Origin of the sequence: Lawsonibacter sp. JLR.KK007 (assembly GCF_036941135.1) — a bacterium.
Classification (GTDB): Bacteria; Bacillota; Clostridia; order Oscillospirales; family Oscillospiraceae; genus Lawsonibacter.
In genome coordinates this window covers 446,104-464,372 of sequence record NZ_JAYWSY010000003.1, presented here as the reverse complement: position 1 = coordinate 464,372, position 18,269 = coordinate 446,104, and the positions used below count along the sequence as shown (strand labels likewise).

General features: G+C 63.7%; 23 protein-coding genes. 3 read left to right on the top strand and 20 right to left on the bottom strand.

What is annotated here, in order from left to right:
- Positions 1 to 28 precede the first annotated feature (28 nt).
- Entirely contained in the window at positions 29 to 1,366 is a 1,338-nt protein-coding gene (locus tag VV088_RS20510) for a butyryl-CoA:acetate CoA-transferase (protein ID WP_334602511.1), read from the top strand.
- 34 nt (positions 1,367 to 1,400) lie between these two features.
- Here VV088_RS20510 and VV088_RS20505 read toward each other — a convergent pair whose 3' ends face one another.
- From VV088_RS20505 to VV088_RS20495, 3 genes are all read right to left on the bottom strand, one after another.
- On the bottom strand, positions 1,401 to 1,784 hold the full coding sequence (locus VV088_RS20505) for a hypothetical protein (protein ID WP_334602510.1): 384 nt from the start codon (positions 1,782 to 1,784) through the stop codon (positions 1,401 to 1,403).
- 69 nt (positions 1,785 to 1,853) lie between these two features.
- Positions 1,854 to 2,015 (bottom strand): hypothetical protein, encoded by a 162-nt coding sequence (locus VV088_RS20500; RefSeq protein ID WP_334602509.1) that lies wholly within the window; start codon positions 2,013 to 2,015, stop codon positions 1,854 to 1,856.
- Between the two features lie 21 nt (positions 2,016 to 2,036).
- Complete coding sequence (locus tag VV088_RS20495; RefSeq protein WP_334602508.1) at positions 2,037 to 2,633, bottom strand: YgjV family protein; 597 nt, start codon at positions 2,631 to 2,633, stop codon at positions 2,037 to 2,039.
- A 129-nt stretch (positions 2,634 to 2,762) separates the two neighbouring features.
- Here VV088_RS20495 and VV088_RS20490 point away from each other — a divergent pair, with 129 nt between their 5' ends.
- Complete coding sequence (locus VV088_RS20490) at positions 2,763 to 2,888, top strand: hypothetical protein (RefSeq protein WP_334602507.1); 126 nt, start codon at positions 2,763 to 2,765, stop codon at positions 2,886 to 2,888.
- A 43-nt stretch (positions 2,889 to 2,931) separates the two neighbouring features.
- Here the strand turns inward: VV088_RS20490 and groL are convergent, their stop codons facing one another.
- From groL to VV088_RS20415, 15 genes are all read right to left on the bottom strand, one after another.
- Positions 2,932 to 4,557, bottom strand: coding sequence for a chaperonin GroEL (gene groL, locus VV088_RS20485; RefSeq protein WP_334602506.1), 1,626 nt, complete (start codon positions 4,555 to 4,557; stop codon positions 2,932 to 2,934).
- Positions 4,558 to 4,592: 35 nt separating this feature from the next.
- On the bottom strand, positions 4,593 to 4,877 hold the full coding sequence (locus VV088_RS20480) for a co-chaperone GroES (RefSeq protein WP_334602505.1): 285 nt from the start codon (positions 4,875 to 4,877) through the stop codon (positions 4,593 to 4,595).
- Positions 4,878 to 5,272: 395 nt separating this feature from the next.
- Positions 5,273 to 6,196, bottom strand: coding sequence for a diacylglycerol/lipid kinase family protein (locus VV088_RS20475; RefSeq protein ID WP_334602504.1), 924 nt, complete (start codon positions 6,194 to 6,196; stop codon positions 5,273 to 5,275).
- Positions 6,197 to 6,214: 18 nt separating this feature from the next.
- The gene (locus VV088_RS20470) at positions 6,215 to 7,330 is read right to left on the bottom strand and encodes a THUMP domain-containing class I SAM-dependent RNA methyltransferase (RefSeq protein ID WP_334602503.1); all 1,116 of its coding nucleotides are present in this window, start codon (positions 7,328 to 7,330) and stop codon (positions 6,215 to 6,217) included.
- A 51-nt stretch (positions 7,331 to 7,381) separates the two neighbouring features.
- On the bottom strand, positions 7,382 to 7,585 hold the full coding sequence (locus VV088_RS20465) for a hypothetical protein (protein ID WP_334602502.1): 204 nt from the start codon (positions 7,583 to 7,585) through the stop codon (positions 7,382 to 7,384).
- Positions 7,586 to 7,706: 121 nt separating this feature from the next.
- Positions 7,707 to 8,552, bottom strand: coding sequence for a glutamate racemase (gene murI / locus VV088_RS20460; RefSeq protein WP_334602501.1), 846 nt, complete (start codon positions 8,550 to 8,552; stop codon positions 7,707 to 7,709).
- A gap of 71 nt (positions 8,553 to 8,623) precedes the next feature.
- Positions 8,624 to 9,016: a hypothetical protein gene (locus VV088_RS20455; protein WP_334602500.1), complete on the bottom strand. Its 393-nt coding sequence runs from the start codon at positions 9,014 to 9,016 to the stop codon at positions 8,624 to 8,626.
- Positions 9,017 to 9,057: 41 nt separating this feature from the next.
- Complete coding sequence (locus tag VV088_RS20450) at positions 9,058 to 9,279, bottom strand: hypothetical protein (RefSeq protein ID WP_334602499.1); 222 nt, start codon at positions 9,277 to 9,279, stop codon at positions 9,058 to 9,060.
- The gene (locus tag VV088_RS20445) at positions 9,264 to 9,437 is read right to left on the bottom strand and encodes a hypothetical protein (protein WP_334602498.1); all 174 of its coding nucleotides are present in this window, start codon (positions 9,435 to 9,437) and stop codon (positions 9,264 to 9,266) included. The genes VV088_RS20450 and VV088_RS20445 overlap by 16 nt, the downstream gene beginning before the upstream one ends.
- Positions 9,438 to 9,647: 210 nt before the next feature.
- Entirely contained in the window at positions 9,648 to 9,860 is a 213-nt protein-coding gene (locus tag VV088_RS20440; RefSeq protein ID WP_334602497.1) for a hypothetical protein, read from the bottom strand.
- The gene (locus tag VV088_RS20435; RefSeq protein WP_334602496.1) at positions 9,854 to 10,786 is read right to left on the bottom strand and encodes a hypothetical protein; all 933 of its coding nucleotides are present in this window, start codon (positions 10,784 to 10,786) and stop codon (positions 9,854 to 9,856) included. The genes VV088_RS20440 and VV088_RS20435 overlap by 7 nt, the downstream gene beginning before the upstream one ends.
- A complete protein-coding gene (locus VV088_RS20430; protein ID WP_334602495.1) occupies positions 10,776 to 12,554 on the bottom strand; it encodes an ATP-binding protein in 1,779 nt (592 codons plus the stop codon). The genes VV088_RS20435 and VV088_RS20430 overlap by 11 nt, the downstream gene beginning before the upstream one ends.
- A 76-nt stretch (positions 12,555 to 12,630) precedes the next feature.
- The gene (locus VV088_RS20425) at positions 12,631 to 13,341 is read right to left on the bottom strand and encodes a response regulator transcription factor (RefSeq protein ID WP_334602494.1); all 711 of its coding nucleotides are present in this window, start codon (positions 13,339 to 13,341) and stop codon (positions 12,631 to 12,633) included.
- Positions 13,342 to 13,365: 24 nt separating this feature from the next.
- Entirely contained in the window at positions 13,366 to 13,908 is a 543-nt protein-coding gene (locus tag VV088_RS20420) for an NUDIX hydrolase (protein WP_334602493.1), read from the bottom strand.
- A 192-nt stretch (positions 13,909 to 14,100) separates the two neighbouring features.
- Entirely contained in the window at positions 14,101 to 14,781 is a 681-nt protein-coding gene (locus tag VV088_RS20415; protein ID WP_334602492.1) for an RraA family protein, read from the bottom strand.
- Between the two features lie 77 nt (positions 14,782 to 14,858).
- Here VV088_RS20415 and VV088_RS20410 point away from each other — a divergent pair, with 77 nt between their 5' ends.
- Positions 14,859 to 15,776 (top strand): LysR family transcriptional regulator, encoded by a 918-nt coding sequence (locus VV088_RS20410; protein ID WP_334602491.1) that lies wholly within the window; start codon positions 14,859 to 14,861, stop codon positions 15,774 to 15,776.
- On the opposite strand, the gene VV088_RS20405 is transcribed toward VV088_RS20410, so the two are convergent.
- Both VV088_RS20405 and VV088_RS20400 read right to left on the bottom strand, forming a co-directional pair.
- Positions 15,766 to 16,941: a pyridoxal phosphate-dependent aminotransferase gene (locus VV088_RS20405; RefSeq protein ID WP_334602490.1), complete on the bottom strand. Its 1,176-nt coding sequence runs from the start codon at positions 16,939 to 16,941 to the stop codon at positions 15,766 to 15,768. The genes VV088_RS20410 and VV088_RS20405 overlap by 11 nt on opposite strands.
- 96 nt (positions 16,942 to 17,037) lie before the next feature.
- Positions 17,038 to 18,267, bottom strand: coding sequence for a glycerate kinase type-2 family protein (locus VV088_RS20400; protein ID WP_334602489.1), 1,230 nt, complete (start codon positions 18,265 to 18,267; stop codon positions 17,038 to 17,040).
- Positions 18,268 to 18,269 lie beyond the last annotated feature (2 nt).

Below are 18,269 nucleotides of genomic sequence, written 5' to 3'. Positions count from 1 at the left end.
AAAATATTTGGATATGGAGGAGATCATCATGGATTATCAAGCCCTTTACCAGCAGAAGCTGACCACCCCCGAGCAGGCCGTGAAGGCGGTCAAGCCGGGCGACTGGGTGGACTACGGCTGGTGCACCAACCACCCCGTGGCCCTGGACAAGGCCCTGGCCGCCCGGAAGGACGAGCTCACCGATGTGAAGGTGCGGGGAGGCGTCACCATGTGGATGCCCGAGATCGCCAAGGCCGATGACGCTGGGGACCACTTCACCTGGAACTCCTGGCACTGCTCCGGCGTGGACCGGAAGATCATCGGCAAGGGGATGGGCTTCTTCGCCCCCATGCGCTACTCCGAGCTGCCCCGGTTCTACCGGGAGAACATCTCGGTGGACGTGGCCATGATCCAGGTCACCCCCATGGACAGCCACGGCAACTTCAGCTACGCCCTGGCCGCCTCCCACCTGGCCGACATGCTGGAAAAAGCCAAGGTCATCATCCTGGAGGTCAACCACAACCTGCCCTGGGTCTACGGCCTCACCGGCAGCGAGATCAACATCGCTGACGTGGACTACGTGGTAGAGGGGGACAACCCCGCCGTGGCCCAGCTGGGCGGGGGCGGCGAGCCCACCGATGTGGACCGGGCGGTGGCCAAGCTCATTGTGGAGCAGATCCCCAACGGGGCCTGTCTTCAGCTGGGCATCGGCGGCATGCCCAACACTGTGGGTTCCATGATCGCCCAGTCCGATCTGAAGGACCTGGGCGTCCACACCGAGATGTACGTGGACGGCTTCGTAGACATGGCCCTGGCGGGCAAGCTCACCGGCCGGAACAAGGCCCTGGACAAGGGCCGTCAGGTCTACGCCTTCGCCGCCGGCACCCAGAAGCTGTACGACTACGTGGACCGCAACCCCGCCGTCATGGCCGCCCCGGTGGACTACACCAACGACGTGCGCGTCCTGGCCCAGCTGGACAACTTTATCTCCATCAACAACGCCATTGATATGGACCTGTTCGGCCAGGTCAACGCCGAATCCGCCGGACTGAAGCACATCTCCGGCACCGGCGGCCAGCTGGACTTCGTGATGGGCGCCTACCTGTCCAAGGGCGGCAAGAGCTTTATCTGCATGTCCTCCACCGTCACCGGCAAGGACGGCTCCGTCAAGAGCCGCATCGTCCCCACCCTCACCCCCGGCTCCATCGCCACCGACCCCCGGTCCTGCGTGCAGTACATCGTCACCGAGCACGGCATGATCAACCTGAAGGGCCTGTCCACCTGGGAGCGGGCCGAGGCCATCATCTCCATTGCCGCCCCCCAGTTCCGGGAGCAGCTCATCCAGGACGCAGAAAAAATGGGTATCTGGCGCAGAAGCAACAAATAAGCAGCAAAGATCCCGGCCGTAAGGCCGGGATCTTTTATGTATCGATCATAACGCAGCGAATGCCCCGCTCCTTCAGGGCCGCCTCCATGTCAAAGGGGGTGGCCAGCTTGGCCGTCCGGTAGCCCTTGTAGTAGACCCACTTCTTCCTGCCGTTTTTCCGGATCACCTTCACACCCAGCCCGTAGGACAGCTTGCTGTTCAGCTCCCGGGCGCTGTAATGCAGCTCCACGCAGTCGATCTCCTCAAAGGGGATGGGATAAGGGAGCCCCGTGTTCAGCACCAGACTGCCGTTCTCAAAGAAAAATGCCCCGGCATTGGATCGGTTCTGATACTGGCTCCGCTTTGCAAACACCCCAATCACAACCGCGATGATAAGAGCCATCGGAAGAAAGGTGATGATGTAATCGAAAATCCCCATAGATTCTCTTCCTTTCCCTGAAATTCGCTTTCCCAGTATAGCACAGGCCCTCTCTGGATGCAAGGGCGTCTATACCAGCTCCCACTGGAAATTTTCCAGCTTCAAACGGCTGCCTATTGTGACACCCTCGGGGAGCAGGAACATGGTGATAGAGTGCTCCCCGCCGCTGTCAGCGACCAAGTCGGCATAGTCGCCGTTGATGGCGCGGACGGTGTAAAAAATCGGGTCCAAACAAATCCCCTCCCTTCTGGATCAGTCTAAGTGCTTGACGAAAACGCCATTCTCCCTGGAAAAGCCCATCCGGGTCAAATAGGCGGCGTGGTCCTGGGACTCCTCCTCGCCAAAGATCAGGGTATGCACCCCTTTGGAGGGGAGTTTTCCATACAGATAGGTCCCGATGGAGCAGTCCCGGTAGGCGGGGGTGGAGTAGTCCAGCGTCACCTTCAGCGTCCCCTGCCCGGCCACGGTCCCCAGCAGAATGCCCGCCGGGTCGCCGCCGCAGAAGACCACGTAGGCCCGGTCCGCCGTGCGCTGCTCCACAAAGCCCGGAAAATATTTGCGGATGTCCTCCCGGTAGCGGGCCAGCAGAAAGCGCAGAAGGCCGTCCTCCGGAGCGGTCTCCGCCAGGTCATAGCTCCGGTCCCCCTGCCGCAGCCGCACCAGGTTGTACAGGTTGATGCCCACCAGGCAGGCGTTCATCAGCGCCGTGGGGTAGGAGTGGATCAGCAGGGCGTAGCCCGCAAAGATCCCGCTGCCTATGGTGTTGATAACCCGCAGCTTCACCACTGAGGACATCAGCATGGACACCACGACCAGAACAGAGCCAAGATAACCGATCAGTTCAACCATTGCGTTCGCCTCCCTCTGAGCTGATTATACCTCCAACGGAAAAAAAGTGCAACCAGCCGGAAAAGTCCGGTTTATGGGACAGCTCCTCTTGTATACTGGGATCACGATACAAGAAAGGAGCAAGACGCTATGGATTACAGCATGGTTTGGGTAAGAGGACACGTGGAGGTCTACGATTGGGCCGGGCGGTTTTGCTTCTCGGCCGACAACGAGCGGGAGGCACAGGAAGAACTGGCCCTGGAGCGGCCCGCATAACGCAAAAGAGCCTGGAGCTTTCGCTCCAGGCTCTTTTTGGTCCTTAATACATGCCCATGTCGGGGGAGGGGGCGGCAGGAGGTGCGGGGGGCTGGGGCTTGTCGGCCACCAGAGACTCGGTGGTCAGCAGGGTGGCGGCGATGGAGGCGGCGTTCTCCAGGGCGGAACGGGTCACCTTGGTGGGGTCCACGATGCCGGCGGGGATCATATCGCAGTACTCCTCCTTGTAGGCGTCGAAGCCGTAGCCAGCCTTGCCGGACTCCCGGATCTTCTCCAGCACCACAGAGCCGTCGATGCCGGCATTGGCGGCGATCTGCTTCACGGGGGCGGTAAGGGCCCGGGCAATGATCTGCACGCCGGTCTTTTCGTCGCCCTCGGTCTCGGCCAGCAGCTTCTCCACGGCGGGGATGGCGTTCAGGTAGGCGGTGCCGCCGCCGGCCACGATGCCCTCCTCCACCGCGGCGCGGGTGGCGTTCAGGGCGTCCTCGATGCGCAGCTTCTTCTCCTTCATCTCCACCTCGGTGGCGGCGCCCACCTTGATGACGGCCACGCCGCCGGCCAGCTTGGCCAGCCGCTCCTGGAGCTTCTCCTTGTCGTAGTCGGAGGTGGTGACCTCGATCTGGCTCTTGATCTGGCCGATGCGGGCCTTGATCTCCTCGGTGGAGCCGGCGCCGTTGACGATGGTGGTGTTCTCCTTGGTGACCTTCACCTGGCGGGCGGAGCCCAGCATGTTCATCTGAGCCTCCTTCAGCTCCAAGCCCACGTCGGCGGAGATGACCTCGCCGCCAGTGAGGATGGCGATATCCTGGAGCATCTCCTTGCGGCGGTCTCCGAAGCCGGGGGCCTTGACGCACACCACGTTCAAAGTGCCGCGGAGCCGGTTGACAATCAGGGTGGACAGGGCGTCGCCCTCCACGTCCTCAGCGATGATCAGCAGCTTCTTGCCGGACTGGACTACCTGCTCCAGAATGGGCAGCAGCTCCTGGATGTTGGAGATCTTCTTATCGGTGATGAGGATGAGGGCGTCGTCCAGCTCGGCCACCATCTTCTCGGTGTCGGTGACCATATAGGGGGTGATATAGCCCCGGTCGAACTGCATGCCCTCTACCACCTCGGAGGAGGTCTCGGCGGTCTTGGACTCCTCAATGGTGATGACGCCGTCGTGGCCCACCTTCTCCATGGCCTCGGCGATGAGCTTGCCGATGGCCTCGTCGCCGGAGGAGACCGCGCCCACGCGGGCGATGTCGTTGGAGTCCTTCACCTTCTGGCTGTTGGCCTTCATGGCCTCGATGGCGGCGGTGGTGGCCTTGGCGATGCCCTTCTTCATGACCATGGGGTTGGCCCCGGCGGCCAGGTTCTTCAGGCCCTCGCCCACGATGGCCTGGGCCAGCAGGGTGGCGGTGGTGGTGCCGTCGCCGGCCACGTCGTTGGTCTTGGTGGAGACCTCCTTCACCAGCTGGGCGCCCATGTTCTCAAAGGGGTCCTCCAGCTCGATCTCCTTGGCGATGGTCACGCCGTCGTTGGTGATGAGGGGAGCGCCGAACTTCTTGTCCAGCACTACGTTGCGGCCCTTGGGGCCCAGGGTGATCTTCACGGTGTCGGCCAGCTGGTTGACGCCCTTCTCCAGCGCCTTGCGGGCCTCCTCGCCGTAGCAAATAATTTTAGCCATAACGCATTACCTCCAATATAATTCAGATCAATGGTTTACTCCACAACAGCCAGGATGTCGTTCTGGCGGACGATGGTGACTTCCTCGCCGTCCAGCTTGACCTGGGTGCCGGAATACTTGCTGGTGATGACCTTATCGCCCACCTTCACGGTCATGACGACTTCCTTGCCCTCCACCATGCCGCCGGGGCCGACGGCAATGACCTCGGCCACCTCGGGCTTCTCCTTGGCGGCGCCGGTGAGGATGATGCCGCCCTTGGTGGTCTCCTCTGCCTCCACCAGTTTCACGATGACACGGTCAGCCAGGGGTTTGAGTTTCATAATGGGTTCCTCCTTATATGACTTAATTTTTTGGATCAACAAAGCCTGGTTTTAGCACTTAAAAGTTTTGAGTGCTAACTCTGTTTAAGATAATAACCTCTCCCGGCAAAAAAATCAACCCCCAATTTTAAAAAATCAGGGGTCAAATTGAAAGGTTTTACATTTCGTTCACAAACGGACGGGCGGAGTGCTAATTTGAGGCGTCTTAAGAAGTAGCCGCCCCCTCGTTCCAGCAAGAAGACAGCATGTTCTCAAGCTATAAACTTGTCTGAACATTGACCGTCTTCCAGCTGCAATCCGGTTGACCGCCCTCCTGCCCGTATGATAACCCCCCATCCCGCTGCTTTGTCACGCCGTCCCAGCTGCCCCTAGTATCTCTTCGGCCCGGGCCTGCGTCAAGAGGTTTTGCCGGCGGGCTGATATCCGGCCCCGGCGGGGTAGAAGAAGTTCACCTTCTTCTCCGACAGGCGGATGGTAAAGGCGGTGTCCCGCATAACCTCGCCGTCCACCACCACGGTGATGGGCTCCCGGGCGGAGAAGGACACCTCCTGCCCGTGGTAATCCAGAATCAGCTCCGGGTACTGCCGGTAAAGCCCCCTGGCGTACTTCCCCACCAGCCGCAGGAAGGTGAACAGCCCCACCTGCCGCACCAGCAGCATGTCCAGCACGCCGTCGTCAGGCATGGCCTCCCCCACGGGCATAAAGCCCCCGCCGTAGTGCCGCCCGTTGCACACGCACAGCAGGGAGGCGGGCTTGTCCTCCCACCGCAGCTCCCCCATCTCCACGGAAATGGGCCGGGCGATGCCCCGGAAAAAGATGTTCTCCAGCAGGGACAGGAGATAGGCCCCAATCCCCGAGACAAGGGGCAGATCCTTGTACCGGTGGACCCCGGCGGCCACCCGGGCGTCCACCCCGGCGCAGGCCACGTCGATACCCAGCTGGCCGTTGCAGTCGATCAGGTCGAAGGGGGTCTGGGGCCCGGCGGCCAGGGCCTCCAGGTCGTAGAACAGCGTCCGGTAATCGGGGCCGAACATCTTCAGAAAATCGTTTCCCGTCCCCTTGGGCACGTTGGTGACGGCCGCATGAGGATGCCCCGCCGCCCCGTTGACCACCTCGTTCAGGGTGCCGTCCCCTCCACAGGCGTAAATGCGGACGGGCTCCCCGGAGCGGACCGCCTCCCTGGCCAGCCGCCAAGCATCCCCCGCCGTCCGGGTGTAGGCCGCCTCGTGGGGGAAGGACAGCCTGTCCAGCCGCTCCTCCAGCCGGGCGGTGCTCCCCCGCTTCCCGGCGGCGGGATTGATGATGAACAGATGGCGCATGGCGGGCACCTCATCTCTCTATAGATACATAAACAGATCACATTTCAGCATCCCATTGTACAGCTTGCGCTTTTTGTCCGCCCGCTTGCCAAAGGTGCGCTCAAACTCGGTGTGGGAGGAGAGGAGATACAGCTTCCAGCCCTCGGGCAGCTTGTCCCATGCCCTTCCGAAGGCCCGGTACAGCTCCTCCGCCTCTTTCCGCTCCATCACCCGCTCGCCGTAGGGCGGGTTGGTCACTACCCGGCCGTACAGCCCGCCCCAGTGGAACCGGGTGGCGTCGTCCACGTCGAAGCGGACGATGTCCTCCACCTCGGCCAGCTGGGCGTTGTGCTTCGCCAGGGCCACGGCCTCGGGGTCGATATCGCCGCCCCAGATTTCGTATTCGCCGTCAAACTCACGGTCCTCTGCCTCGTCGGCGGCGGACATCCAGAGCTTCTTGTCCAGCCAGCTCCACTTCTGGGCGGAGAAGGACCGGTTCAGGCCGGGGGCCCGGTTTTTGGCGATGAGGGCGGCCTCGATGGGGATGGTCCCCGAGCCGCAGAAGGGGTCGCACAGGGGGTCCTTTCCCCGGTAGCGGGACAGCAGCACCAGCCCGGCGGCCAGGGTCTCCCGCAGGGGAGCGGCCACCCCCTGGGCCCGGTAGCCCCGCTTGTGGAGGCCGGGGCCGGAGGTATCCAGCATCAGCGCCGCCTCGTCCCCCATGATGGAGAACTGCACCTGATGCAGCGCCCCCGTCTCAGGGAGGGTGTTCAGGCCGTATTTACCGCCCAGCCGGGCGGCGATCGCTTTTTTCACGATGGACTGGCAGGCGGGCACCGAGCGGAGGGCGGAGTTGAGGCAGTGGCCCTTCACCGGGAACTGGCCGTTTTTGGGGATAAACCGCTCCCAGGGCAGGGCGCGGGTCCCCTCAAAGAGGGCGTCGAAGTCCCGGGCGGGAAAGGTCCCCAGGGTGAGCAGCACCCGCTCCCCGGTGCGGATGTTCAGGTTGAGCCGGGGCAGGCTGGCGTCCGTCCCGGTACACAGCACCCGGCCATTCTCCGCCTGCACCTGGGGCAGATTCAGCCGCCGGACCTCGTCGGCGCACACCCCCTCCAGACCGAACAGGGTGGGGATGGTAAATTGCAATTCTGACATGGGGGTTCCTCGTTTCTCTTTTGTAGGGGCGGCCTTTGGCCGCCCGTCTTTCTATGGCTGCAGCCCGGTCAGCCCCGCCTCGCTCAGGTGGTCCTGGGGGGTCTTGCCGGCAAAATCGGGCTGGGTCAGGGAAATGCCCATGGCGAGCAGCTCCCCCGCCCGCTTTTCCGCCCGGCGGGCGTCGGCCTGGAAGCGCCTGTCTCCGCTGTAGTGCCGGTAGAGCAGGGCGCAGCAGGACAGCAGGTTCCGGCCCATCTCGTCCCGGCTGTCCAGCCCCCTCTCCAGCCCTTGAGGAAGGCGGTCATAGCCTTCTTGCTGGCGAAGGGTCTGGCGGTGGGGCCCGAAAAATTGATCCCCTTTTTGATCGGCAGCAAACTCATGGCAGCTCCTCCCTCCTCTGTCCGCTCAGCGCCATGGGCGGGTAAAACTCCACCCGGTCCACCCGCTCCAGCCCCACCTGACGGGCCCGGAGGGCGTATTCGGCCACGTCGCCGGTGGTATAGATGGTCAGCCTGCCCGGTCTTTTTTCCGGGTTGGACAGGCCCGCCCCCTCCAGATAGGTACGCAGGGACCGGGCCATCTCCTCCGCCGGGTCGATGAGGGGCAGGCCGGGGTACAGCTTGTGGATGCGGTCCGCCGCCAGGGGGTAGTGGGTGCAGCCCAGTACGCAGCAGTCCACCTTCTCCTCCAGCACCATGTGGTCCAGCTCCTGGCGCAGGTTTTCCTCCACCTGGATCATCCCATCCGGATCGCCCAGGCTGTGTTCCACCAGCCTGGCCAGGTCGGAGCAGCCGCAGCTGAGTACCACCAGCTTCCGGGGACTCTGGGCCAACAGCTTTTTGGGGTAAATCCGGGCGTTGTGGGTAAACACGGTGGAGATCACCCCCACCTTATCCACCTCCAGCCCGGCCGCCGCGTCCACCCCGGCCTGGACCGCGTTGAACACCGGACAGGACACCGCGTCCCCGCACCGGTCCAGGACGCAGGAGATGGTATTGCAGGCCACCAGCAGGGCCTTGACCTGGCGCTGTTCCAGAAAGCGGAACATGTACCGGGCCATGGCCACGATGGTCTCCTCATCGTGGTTGCCGTAGGGGATGTGGGCGCCGTCGCCAAAGTAGAGCAGGTCCTCCTCCGGCAGAAGCCTCTGCACCTGCCGGGCTACGCTGAAGCCCCCGATCCCGGAATCCAGGACGCCGATGGGGCGGGTTCGATCTGACATAGGGTTCCTCCTTGGGGATGGTAGGTTGGGGGACGGTCCGCCCCCTCCAGAATATGCGCCGCCCGCCCCGTTCAGGACACCCGGGTCACCCCTCCGGTGACGGTATCCAGCTGATAGGCTCCGGTGTCGGTGGTCACCCGCCACACCGGGGTGAGCAGAATGGGGCCGGACAGAGAGGCGGCGGCCACGTAGCCCGGCTCAATGGCGTCGATCCGGTTGCACACATCCCCCAGCGCGCCCACGCCGTTAAAAAACCGGATCAGGGCGGTGGCCACCGAGATGGTCTCCCGGGAGGGGTCCAGCTGGGGCCGGCCCACCAGCTGGCGGCCCGCAGTGATGGCGGACAGCTCCTGTCCCCGGCACACCAGGGTCACCTGCTGGGTGAACAGCGGGATCTCCTTCCAGGTCTGGCGGAAGATGAGCGCCTCCCCCTCCCCGCCGGTGATGCTTCCCTGAAAGCCCATCCGCTCCATCAGGGCCGTGCAGGCCGCCGCCCGGTCGCCGCTCAGGGGAAGGCCCCCTCCTCCAGCTGGGCGGACAGGGTGCCGTCGCTGTGGAACTGGACCGAGCCCTTTTCATTGTAGTAGCGGTACACCTCGCCCCCTCGGGACTCGGCGGTCACCGGACTGCCCAGCAGGGCGGCGGCGGCCTTCTCCTCCCCCTCCAGATCCCGCTCCACGGTCTGGGGGGGCAGCTCGATGGCCTGGGGGATCACGCTCTCGTCCACCTCCACCCCCGGCCCCGGAGGAACTGGATGGAGTCCTCCCTGGCCCGGCTGAGCAGGCGGCTGCCCTGGATGGCCCGGCCGCCCACCAGCACCAGCAGGGCCAGATTGGTCACCGCCAGGATGACCAGAATGATGTTTTTCATCTTGCTCCACGGCATGGCTCAGCCCTCCTCCCGGCGGTTGTCCCTGGCCGACCAGCCGGCGGCGGCGGCGTCCCGGCCTCGGAATAGGTGAGCAGCAGCTCCTGGCCCTCCAGCCCCTTGGCCAGCAGGGCGGCCGCGCTCTGTCTGGGGGGAGCACCAGGGAGGTCACGCCACTGTTGGTATAGCTGCGCAGATACAGGGAGAACTGGACCACCTCGCCCCCCTCTACCAGGAAGCGGGCGGCGCGCCCCCCTCGTTCAGCACGGGGACCCCGTTCAGACTGTAGCCGAAGTCGATCTCCCAGCCCTCCTGCCGGGTCTGGACCGACATCAGGTAGAGCCGGGCCTCGCCGCACCGGGTCCCCATGGCGGACAGGGCGATCTGGCGGCAGGTCTCCACGCTGTCGAAGAGGCTGCCCGCCTCCCCCTGGCTCAGCACGGGGAACAACCCTCCCCCCTGGCGGCCCTCATACTGGTACTGGACCACCCCCGGTCGGACAGGCGCACGCTGTCGTCCCCGCTGCGGGCCACCTGCTCGTCAGTGGAGTAGAAGCTGGTGGAGCTCAGGGAAAAGCCCAGGTCCTGGACCAGGCTCTGGAGGGTCTCCTGCCCGGCGCTCATGGGATTGGCGGCAGAATACACCGCCAGGGCGGGCGTCTCCGCAAAGAACAGGGTGTCCGGGTCCAGGCTCTGATACAGCTCCGACTCAAAGGCGTAAAAGGCCCCGTTGCCCGTCAGGCCGGACAGGGCCTCCGCCAGGGAAAAGGGGTCGGCCACCTCAGACCGGCAGCGGTAGTACCCGCCGTCTTCCTCGTCCCGGTAGTACAGGTCCACCCCGTCCTCCCACACGGTGAGGACCAGACGCCGGACCGTGGCGGTGAGCTGGGTGTCCCGCACCGACAGCCATCCCGCCAAAACGGGCATGGGAATCCGGCCCTGGAAGTCCATATACACCCCCAGAGCGCCGGTCAGTGTCTCCTCCCACTCCCGGCGGGTGATCCGCTCCGGCGCGCCCGCGCTGGACAGGGCCTCCACCAGGGGACCCGCCACCCGCTGGAACAGCTCCTGGCAGGCGGCCTGATCGTACTGCAGGCCCCGGCGCACGCTCTCGCTCCCTTCGGGGATGGTCAGGGAGGGATTGGTCCCGCCGGGCAGATTGACCACCATAGCCATGGGCAGAGCGCCCGTCCCCCAGCTCACCTCCTGGCCGGGGGCCGTGACCGTCTGGCGGCCCTCCTCCTGGAACAGGCCCCCCAGGGGAGCGGCCAGCGGCGTCTGGGCCGCCAGCCATAGGGCGGACAGAGTGAGCAGAAGGATCAGCACATCCTTCAGCCGCTCCGCCACCTGCTGCTTTCTACCTTCCATCGCCAGGTCCCTCAATGTTCAGGTCCAGCCGGATGGCCAGACCGGGCCCCTCTTTGTTCAGCAGGGTGATGCGTCCCCGGTGGCGCTCCACGATCTCCTTGGCGATGGACAGCCCCAGCCCAGTACCCCCCGACTGGCGGGAGCGGGCCTTGTCCACCCGGTAGAACCGCTCAAAAACCCGGGGGCGGTCCTCCTCGGGGATGCCGATGCCGTCGTCGTCCACGATCATCCAGACCCGGTCCCTCCGGCGGCCGGCGTAGATGTCGATGTGGCCCCCGTCGGGGGTGTATTTGATGGAATTGGATACGATGTTCATCATCACCTGCAGCACCCGCTCCCGGTCGGCCAGGATGTCCGGCAGGTCGGGCTCCAGGTCCAGGGTGAGGGTGTGGTTGTGCTTCTGGGCCTCCATATAGACGGCGTTGTAAATGTCCCGCACCGCCTCTCCAAAGGGGAATTTCGACAGCTTCAGTTCGTCCCGCTCCGAATCGAACCGGGACAGGGTGAGCAGGTCCTGGACGATGTGGGTCATGCGGTCGCTCTCGTTGAGGATGACCCCCAGGAACTTTTTTTCCATCTCCGGCGGCATGTCCCTGGCGCTCTCCATCAGGGTCTCAGCGTAGGAGCGAATGTTGGTCAGCGGGGTGCGCAGCTCGTGGGAGACGTTGGCTACAAACTCCCGGCGCAGCTCCTCGTTCTTCCTCTGCTCGGTGACGTCGTGGAGCACCGCCAGCGCGCCGCCCCCCGCCCGGCCCCGGTCGAAGGGGGCCATGAGCAGCTGGAAAAAGCTGTCCCGCACCTGCAGCTCCCCCTCCAGGTGGTCGGGGGTGTCCAGCGCCCGCTCCAGGGGGGCGATTTCACCGAACAGCTCCTCGTAGGTGGTCTCCGGCCCGATGGCCCGGCGGAGCATCCGGTTGGCGGCGGGGTTGGAGTGGATGACCAGTCCCGCCCGGGAGAAGGCCACCACGCCGTCGGTCATGTGGAGGAAGAGGGTGTCCAGCTTGTTGCGCTCGTTCTCCACCTGGCGCAGGGTGTCCTGAAGCTGGCCGGCCATGTCGTTGAAGGTGTCGGTGAGCACGCCGATCTCATCCTGGGAGGGCACCTTAATCTTTTTGGAGAAATCCCGCTCCGCCACCCGCATGGCCCCTTCGGTCAGGCTCTGAATGGGGGTGACCATGGTCTTGGACAGCAGGAAGGACAGCAGGATGGAGATCACCAGGCCAAAGATCAGGGCCTCGATGATCAGCACCAGCATCTGGTCGGTCAGGTCGTTGGAGGTGGACTTGTTGTCCAGGATATAGACGATGTAGTCCTCCCCGCCCCGGTGGATGGGGATGGCCACGTCCATGTAATCCAGGGCCAGATTGCTCTCGTCCCCCACCTCGCCGGTCTCCAGGCCGGAGGCCAGGGCAAATGTCAGGTTTTCCGTGTACTCCAGCTGCACATCCCCTCCGTCAGGGGAGACGCGGACCACCCCGCTGCCGTCCAGGATGTACAGCTTGCGGTTGCGGTTGTCCACCCCCAGCTCGCCGGCGTAGGCGTTCAGCACCTGGAACAGCTGGTCCGCCCCGTCCTCCTCCTCCTCGGAGGGGGTAATCAGGTCGTGGTACAGCAGCGGGTCCTGGAACACGTCGGAGACCTGGCTGTAAAAGTCCTCCATGTAGAAGGCGGTCACCGAGTTGATCAGGAAGGCCCCCACCACGATCATCAACGACATGATCAGCAGGATCATGATCATGACCAGCTTCATATGCAGGCTGCGCAGCATGGCGGAACCTCCTTTCAGATGCAAGCTTCCTTATGGAGCAGGCCGCAAAGGGGGCTGCTCCTGCAAAAACGGGACGTTACTCCCCGAAGTAATACCCCATTCCCCGCTTGGTCTTGATAAAGACGGGGGAGGCGGGGTCATCCTCGATCTTCTCCCGCAGGCGGCGGATGGCCACATCCACCGCCCGCACATCGCCCACGTAGCCCTCGTAGTTCCACACGTGCTCCATCAGGGCCTCCCGGGAGAAGATCTTCCCCGGCCGTGCGGCCAGGAAACGGATCAGATCGTACTCCCGCTGGGTCAGGTCCAGAGAGGCCCCGTCTTTAAAAATGGTGGCCCGCTCCTCGTCCACCTGCACCCGCTGGCCCAGGGGCGCGCCCTCCTCCGGCGCGGGAGCGGGGACGGCGGCAGGAGCCGCCATCCCCATCCGGCGGATGTTGGCCTTCACCCGAGCCATCAGCTCCCGGTTCTTGAAGGGCTTTGTAATATAGTCGTCCGCCCCCAGCTCCAGGCCCCGGACCTTGTCGTCCTCCTCCTCCCGGGCGGTGAGCATGACGATGGGCACCATGGACCCCGCCTGCCGCAGCTTCTGGCACACGTCAAAGCCGCTCATGCCGGGCAGCATCAGGTCCAACAGCACCAGATCCGGGTTCTGCTCCAGGGCCAGCTGCAGACCGGTGGGGCCGTCCAGGGCCTCCAGAGTGTCATAGCCCTCGCGGGTCAGGTTGAAGGACAAAATGTCCACAATGCTCTGCTCATCCTCTACAATCAGGACCTTTTTTCCCATGCGTTGACCTCCTGTTCTATCCGCTTACAGGCCCAGCAGGACCTTTACCTTCAGGGTGGTGGACACCGTTTTGCCGTCGGTGATGGTACCGTCCATCACCTGCCGGACCAGCTGGTCAAAGGGCATGGTGACCACATCCAGAAACTCGTCCGCGTCCAGGTGCTGCTTCTTCCGGGCGAGCCCCCGGGCCAGGTACATGTGCAGCGCTTCGTCACAGAATCCGGGAGAGGCCAGGGTGTAACCCAGATAGGTCCACTCCGCCGCCTCCAGGCCGGTCTCCTCGCTCAGCTCCCGCTGGGCGCCCAGCAGACGGTCCTCCTCCGCGCCGTGGTCCAGTTTGCCGGCGGGCAGCTCCAGCAGCAGCTGCTGGATGGGATAGCGGTACTGCCTGACCAGATAGACGGTGTTGTCCTCGTCCAGGGCCAGCACCGCCACCCCGCCGGGATGGTACACGACCTCCCGTCCCGCCAGTGTGCCGTCGGGCAGCCGGGCCTGGTCCAGCGTCACCTTAATGATCTTCCCCTCGAAGATGGTTTGACTGCTCACCATTTTTTCGCTCAGGTCCATAGTTCGTCATCCTCCTTGCGGATTTTAGGCTCAGTTGGAGTGTAGTATATCACAAACAAGACTTTTGGTAAAGATGCGCAGGGGATTTTAACAGGAAAAACCCGCTCCCAAAGGAGCGGGTTTTCAATCTCGAAACTCAAACCGCTTGTGACTGGACGCCTCCAACGCGGACGCGTCCAGTCCGGAAGGAAATCAGTCTACGTACTCCACGCCGATCTGCTCCAGCACCTGGTCCACAAAGGGACGGGGGAAGCCCTTCCCGGCCAGGATGTCGGCAATCTGACCCTGTTCCTTCTTCTGGACGGCGGCGGCCTCCTTGGCGACCCGCTCCGCGTCCTCGGGCTTGACCACCAGCACGCTGTCGCCGTCGCCCACCAGGATGTCACCCGGACAGATCACCTGGCCGCCTACGCTGACGGGGAAATTGATCTCGCCAGGGCCGTTCTTATAGGGGCCATTGGGCACAACGCCGCGGGCGTAGATGGGGAAATCGGTGAACTGGGCCAGCTCGTCCCGGTCCCGGACACAGCCGTCGATGATGAAGCCGGCCAGGCCGCGGCTCTTGGCGTAGGTGGCCATGATCTCGCCGCACAGGGCGCGGCTGAGGCTGCCCCGAGCTGCGATGACCAGCACGTCGCCAGGCTGGGCCATATCCAGGGCCTTGTGGAACATCAGGTTGTCGCCGGCGGGGCAGAGCACGGTAAAGGCGGTACCCAGCATAGGGGAGTGGTTCATGGGTTCCAGGCCGGCGTCCACGCTGGCCAGACGGCCCATGCAGTCGTCAATATTGGCCACTGGGATCCCCCGGAACGCCTCCACCAGAGCCCGGTCCGGGCGTTCAAAGTTGCGTCTGATCCTGCATCCAACTGCCATAATAAAAACCTTCTTTCCAAAACTCGAATTATCGTTTATAATATAGAAAAAACAAATATTTAAGGAGGTAACCCTCTATGGATCTGACCGATGTGGAAATGTTTTTGACCATCGTCAACACAAAGAGCATCTCCAAAACCGCAGAGACCCTGTTTCTCTCCCAGCCCACCATCAGCCACCGGCTCAAGGTGCTGGAAAAGGAGCTGGACTTTGCGCTCATCACCCGCAGCAAGGGGTTCAAGCAGATCGAGCTGACCCCAGAGGGGACGGAGTTCATCCCCATCGCTGAGCGGATGCTCTCCCTTTGGAAGGAGACCAGGCTGTTGAAGCGCAGCCGGGACCGGGTGCTGCTCTCGGTGGGCTGCACCGACAGCGTCAACGTGGCGCTGCTGGCCCCCTTTTACCGGGAGCTGATGGGACCCGACTCCATCGTGGACCTGAACGTGCGCACCCACCAGTCGGCAGAGCTGTACAGCATCCTGGACAACCACGACATCGACGTGGCCTTCGTGTTCTACCACCTGCATTACAAAAACATCATCTGCGAGCAGGTCTTTCAGGAAAAATTCTACCTGATGCAGTCCACCCAGCCGGAGGTGGCCAAGCCCCTGGTCCACACCGAGGAGCTGGACCCCTCCCGGGAGATCTTTCTCAAGTGGGACGACCCCTACCAGCTCTGGCACAACCAGTGGCTGACCAATTACTCCCGGCCCTGCGTCTCCACCGACACCATCACCCTGGCCCGCCGCCTCTGGCAGGAGGGCCAGAGCTGGATGATCGCGCCCGAATCCGTCGTCTGCGACATGGCCCGTTCCCGGCCCATTTACGTCAGCGAGCTGCAAAACCCGCCGCCCGACCGGTGCTGCTACAAAATCACCCACCGCTTCCCGCTGGTCACCAGCGAACCGGCGCTGGAGTTTTTTGAGGAGCAGCTGGCCCTCTATCTGGAGGACCTCAAATTCCACATCCCTCTGGGGGAGGCGTTTACGCTTTGAGGGCCTCCACGGCCTTCTTCAGCCGGTCCATGGCCTCCACGATGCGCTCGTAGCTGCAGGCGTAGGACAGGCGGATGTAGCCCTCGCCCTGGGGACCGAAAGCGGAACCGGGCACGGCGGCAATCTTGGCGGTGTCAAGCAGATAGTCGGCCATCTCTGCGGAGGTTTTTCCCAGCTCCTTGATGTTGACGAAGATGTAGAAGGCTCCGCCGGGGGTCTTGCAGCTCAGGCCGTCGATGGCGTTGATGGCGGACACGGTGTAGTCCCGGCGGCGCTGGTACTCCTTCACCATCTCCTGTACGTCGGGCTCGGCCTTCTCCAGGGCGGTGATGCCGGCCTCCTGGACAAAGGAGGGGGCGCAGGTGTTGATGTAGGCGTGGACCCGGACCATGGCCTTGATGAACTCCACCGGGGCGGCCACGTAGCCCAGACGCCAGCCGGTCATGGAGTAGCATTTGGAGAAGCCGTTGAGGGTGATGGTCCGCTCCTTCATGCCGGGCAGGGCGGCGATGCTCACATGCTTGGCCCCGTCGTAGACCAGCTTCTCGTAGATCTCGTCGGAGACCACGATCAGATCGTGCTTCTTGGCGATCTCGGCCAGCTTCTCCAGGGTCTCCCGGGACTGGACCACGCCGGTGGGGTTGCCGGGGGTGTTGATGACCAGCATCCTGGTCTTGGAGGTGATCAGGCCCTCGATCTCGTCCAGGTCGATCTGGTAGTCGTTCTCCTCCCTCAGCTTGTAGCTGACCGGCACCGCGCCGAAAAAGTGGGGCACGTGGATGTAGTTGAGCCACACCGGGTCGGGGACCAGAATCTCGTCGCCGGGCTCGGTGAAGGCGGCCACGGCGGCATAGGTACCCTCGCCCACGCCGATGGTCACCAGGATCTCCTCGGCCTTGTAATCGATGCCGTTGTCCCGCTTCAGCTTGTCGGCGATAGCCTGGCGCAGTTCGGGGGTACCGTAGTTGGAGGTGTAAAACACGTTGCCGTTGGCCAGAGCCTGGTTGGCGGCCTCCTTGATGACCTGGGGGGTATCGAAGTCGGGGCGGCCGATCTCCATGTGGATCACGTCCTCACCGTTCTTCTGCATCTGGGTCGCTTTCTCCATCATCACACGGATCTCGGAGAAGGGAAGGGCTTCCATACGGCTGGCAGGATGAAACATGATTCATTCTCCTTTCGGTTGATGTCATCACTATAGCACAAACTCGCTTATTTGTAAAATTTATATTCTTTATTTTGAATATTACAAAATTTTATATTATCCACCGATCAGCGCCACCGCCACATCGTTGACGTTGGTCCCAGTGGGGCCGGTGACAATCAGGCCATCCGCCTTGGCCAGGGCGTGGTAGGCGTCGTTGTCCTCCAGCACCTGGTGGATCAGCAGGCCCTGCTCCCGGAGCACAGAGGCCGTCCGGCCGTCTACTATGCCTCCTGCGGCGTCGGTGGGGCCGTCGGTGCCGTCGGACCCCAGGGAGAAGACCAGCACGCTGTCCAGTCCCTCGATGCCCTGGGCGGCGGACAGAGCCAGCTCCTGATTGCGGCCCCCCCTGCCGGAGCCGGTGAGCTTCACCACCGTCTCTCCCCCCGCCAGGAAGGCCAGCTTTTTCCCCCGCCCCTGGTGGGTGCGGGCGATGGAGGCCAGGAAGGCCCCCGCCTCCCTGGCCTGACAGGCCAGCAGGTCGGTGAGGATAACCGGCTCATAGCCCAGCTCCCGGGCAGCGCTGGCGGCGGCGGCGCACAGCTCCCGGACGCTGCCGGTGATCTGAGTCTCCACATTGTCAAGAGCCTTGGGGGTCTCCTGAGCCAGCAGCTCCTTGGCCCGGGGGGTGAGGGTGAGGCGGTACTTCTCTGCGATGGCCAGGGCCTGCTCACAGGTGGACTGGTCAGCGCAGGCGGGGCCGGAGGCGATCATATCCAGCGGGTCGCCCAAAATGTCGCTGAGGACGATGGCAAACACCCGGGCGGGGGCGCACAGCTGGGCGAAGCGCCCCCCCTTCACGGCGGACAGCCGCTTGCGGATGGTATTCATCTCCACGATGTCCGCCCCGCTGGACAGCAGCTGGCTGGTGACGTCCTGGAGTTCCTCTCCGGGGACCAGCGGCTTCTCGAAGAGGGCGCTCCCCCCGCCGGACAGCAGAAAGATGACCGTATCCTGCTCCGTCAGCCCGGAGACCAGGTCCAGCACCGCCTGGGCGCCCTGAAAGGAGTTCTCGTCGGGGACGGGGTGGCCCGCCTCATAGCAGGTGCAGCCGGGGATGGGGCCGGACACGTGGCCATATTTGGTGACCACCACTCCGGCGCTGATCCGGTCCCCCAGGCAGTCCCTGGCGGCTTTGGCCATCTGCCATGCGGCCTTGCCCGCCGCCGCCAGCACCACCCGGCCGGGAAACTCCCGGCCCCGGAGGGCGCGCTGGACTGCGGCGTCAGGCTGGACCGCCCGGATGGAGGCGGAGATGATGCTCTGCGCATCGGAACGCAAACTCATAG

Coding starts and splice junctions, on each gene's coding strand:
- VV088_RS20430 (WP_334602495.1), bottom strand. CDS start 12,554: ATGCTGCGCAGCCTGCATATGAAGCTGGTCATGATCATGATCCTGCTG.
- VV088_RS20415 (WP_334602492.1), bottom strand. CDS start 14,781: ATGGCAGTTGGATGCAGGATCAGACGCAACTTTGAACGCCCGGACCGG.
- VV088_RS20490 (WP_334602507.1), top strand. CDS start 2,763: ATGGATTACAGCATGGTTTGGGTAAGAGGACACGTGGAGGTCTACGAT.
- VV088_RS20495 (WP_334602508.1), bottom strand. CDS start 2,633: ATGGTTGAACTGATCGGTTATCTTGGCTCTGTTCTGGTCGTGGTGTCC.
- VV088_RS20455 (WP_334602500.1), bottom strand. CDS start 9,016: ATGGGCTTTCAGGGAAGCATCACCGGCGGGGAGGGGGAGGCGCTCATC.
- VV088_RS20475 (WP_334602504.1), bottom strand. CDS start 6,196: ATGCGCCATCTGTTCATCATCAATCCCGCCGCCGGGAAGCGGGGGAGC.
- VV088_RS20420 (WP_334602493.1), bottom strand. CDS start 13,908: ATGGACCTGAGCGAAAAAATGGTGAGCAGTCAAACCATCTTCGAGGGG.
- VV088_RS20465 (WP_334602502.1), bottom strand. CDS start 7,585: ATGGGCCGGAACCTGCTGTCCTGCTGCGCCCTGCTCTACCGGCACTAC.
- VV088_RS20510 (WP_334602511.1), top strand. CDS start 29: ATGGATTATCAAGCCCTTTACCAGCAGAAGCTGACCACCCCCGAGCAG.
- VV088_RS20480 (WP_334602505.1), bottom strand. CDS start 4,877: ATGAAACTCAAACCCCTGGCTGACCGTGTCATCGTGAAACTGGTGGAG.
- VV088_RS20445 (WP_334602498.1), bottom strand. CDS start 9,437: ATGCCGTGGAGCAAGATGAAAAACATCATTCTGGTCATCCTGGCGGTG.
- VV088_RS20405 (WP_334602490.1), bottom strand. CDS start 16,941: ATGTTTCATCCTGCCAGCCGTATGGAAGCCCTTCCCTTCTCCGAGATC.
- groL (WP_334602506.1), bottom strand. CDS start 4,557: ATGGCTAAAATTATTTGCTACGGCGAGGAGGCCCGCAAGGCGCTGGAG.
- VV088_RS20410 (WP_334602491.1), top strand. CDS start 14,859: ATGGATCTGACCGATGTGGAAATGTTTTTGACCATCGTCAACACAAAG.
- VV088_RS20470 (WP_334602503.1), bottom strand. CDS start 7,330: ATGTCAGAATTGCAATTTACCATCCCCACCCTGTTCGGTCTGGAGGGG.
- VV088_RS20505 (WP_334602510.1), bottom strand. CDS start 1,784: ATGGGGATTTTCGATTACATCATCACCTTTCTTCCGATGGCTCTTATC.
- VV088_RS20435 (WP_334602496.1), bottom strand. CDS start 10,786: ATGGAAGGTAGAAAGCAGCAGGTGGCGGAGCGGCTGAAGGATGTGCTG.
- murI (WP_334602501.1), bottom strand. CDS start 8,552: ATGTCAGATCGAACCCGCCCCATCGGCGTCCTGGATTCCGGGATCGGG.
- VV088_RS20425 (WP_334602494.1), bottom strand. CDS start 13,341: ATGGGAAAAAAGGTCCTGATTGTAGAGGATGAGCAGAGCATTGTGGAC.
- VV088_RS20400 (WP_334602489.1), bottom strand. CDS start 18,267: ATGAGTTTGCGTTCCGATGCGCAGAGCATCATCTCCGCCTCCATCCGG.